This is a genomic window from Ferruginibacter paludis, assembly GCF_030409685.1.
Taxonomy (GTDB): Bacteria; Bacteroidota; Bacteroidia; order Chitinophagales; family Chitinophagaceae; genus Ferruginibacter; species Ferruginibacter paludis.
In genome coordinates this window covers 1-1970 of the sequence record NZ_JAUFQJ010000016.1, presented here as the reverse complement: position 1 = coordinate 1970, position 1970 = coordinate 1, and the positions used below count along the sequence as shown (strand labels likewise).

At 45.0% G+C, this 1970-nt stretch carries 2 protein-coding genes; both read left to right on the top strand.

Annotated elements, in window-relative coordinates:
• Positions 1-1472 (top strand): IS21 family transposase (istA, locus tag QWZ08_RS23305; RefSeq protein ID WP_290340009.1); only part of this gene is annotated, 1472 nt, incomplete at its 5' end.
• Positions 1473-1495: 23 nt separating this feature from the next.
• Positions 1496-1970, top strand: a 475-nt coding sequence (locus QWZ08_RS23300; RefSeq protein WP_290340008.1) for an ATP-binding protein, incomplete at its 3' end; no start/stop codon positions are given.

Genomic DNA, 1970 nt, shown 5'->3' with positions numbered 1-1970 from the left:
CCCGCCGAACTGGTATAAGCCGTAACAGTGTTCGTAAATATCTTGCCATGTTGCTTCCTGCGAAGGATGCAGACTGTCCCGAGTTATCTAACCAGGATCTGGCCGATAAAGCCTACAACAACGATCAGTTGGAGCATGATGCTTTGCGGATGGAACAACTTAGCCAGCATTTTAAATCCTGCCAGTCAGAGTTATCAAAAACCGGTGTAACACGCCAGCTGCTTTGGCAGGAATACATGGGACTTTATCCCGATGGATACAGTTATAGCCGGTACTGCTATCATTTAAAACTACACCTTAAAAACTCCGATGTATCCATGCACCTGGAATACCAGCCTGCGGATATAATCATGATTGATTTTGCCGGTAAGAAACAACATTATGTTGATCTGCCTACCGGTGAGTGTATAGAGTGTCAGGTGTTTGTAGCTATACTTCCTTACAGCGGCCTTATTTTTTGCAAAGCTGTTCACAGCCAGCAAACGGCAGATTTTACTACCTGCATCAACAGCATGCTAAAATATTATGCCGGTGTACCGGCTACTATTTTATGTGACAACCTGAAGACTGCAGTTATCCGCCCAAGCCGTTATGAACCTGTATTTACTGATATATGCTACCAGCTCAGTGAACATTACGCTACTACCTTTAGCGCTGCACGTCCTTATAGCCCGCATGATAAAGCAATGGTAGAACGGGCTGTCAGCATTGTATATGCGCATGTGTATGCACCGCTGCGACAGGAGGAGTTTACAAGCCTGGTTACTCTTAACGAGGCTATGACCCGGCAACTATATTTACTTAATAACAAGCCCTATAAAAATACGGCTTACAGCCGCTGGTATTTTTATGATAGGCACGAACATGGCTTGCTAAGGCCACTGCCTTCAGAACCCTTTAGCCCTAAAAAAGTTGTTGTACTTACTGTTCAGCGTAACTATCATGTTCAACTCTCAGAAGACCATCTGTATTACAGTGTGCCGTATCAACATGTTGGCAAAAAAGTGAAAGTGCTTTATGACAACCGGGTAGTAGAAGTTTACCTGAACACTGATCGCATTGCCTTGCATCTTAGAAAGCCGCACAGCAAAGCATATACAACCCTTACAGACCATATGCCTCCGCACCACCAGCGCATGCAAACCATTAAGGGCTGGAATAAAGAAGACCTTCTGTTGCAGGCAGGCGGCATCGGTACCGCAACCTTACAGGCGGCTACACTAATGCTGGAAAACAGTATTTATATCGAACAGAATTACAAAGCCTGCTTTGGTATGCTGATGCTTCAAAAAAAGTATACCAAACAGCGGCTGGAAGCCGCCTGCAACAGAGCACTGCAGGGACCCCGGGTTAACTATACAATGATCAGAAACATTCTTGAACGCGGGCTTGATAAACAAACAATAGTTCCTGAAAATGCTACCAGCATACCACTGCATGATAACATCAGGGGAAAAGATCACTATCAATAATTACAACTAAAACAAAAGTAAAAATGAACACAACACAAACGCTTGAACAAATGAAACAGCTGCGGCTGCAGGGTATGTACCATGCTTACCGCACCCAACTGGAACTACCGCTGGATCAGCAGCTGGATGGACATGATCTGGTAGCCCAGTTGGTACAATCCGAAGAGCTTACCCGCAGCAATGAAAAAACAGCTTACTATCTTAAACTGGCAAAACTGCGTTTGCCTGCAACGGTCGAACAAATAGAATGCGGTCCTGTCCGCAACCTGAGCAAGCAACAAATGGCCACGCTTATTGAAGGCCGTTATCTGCAACAGGGAGAGAATGTTTTAATTACCGGTTCCACAGGCTGCGGAAAAAGTTACCTGGCTTGTGCACTGGGCCACCAGGCGTGTTTGCAGGGATATAAAACCACTTACCTCAATATGAACCGCCTTATAGAAAAGGTAACATTGTCTAAGCTCGATGGCTCTTACATTAAATTGCTCAATCACCTGG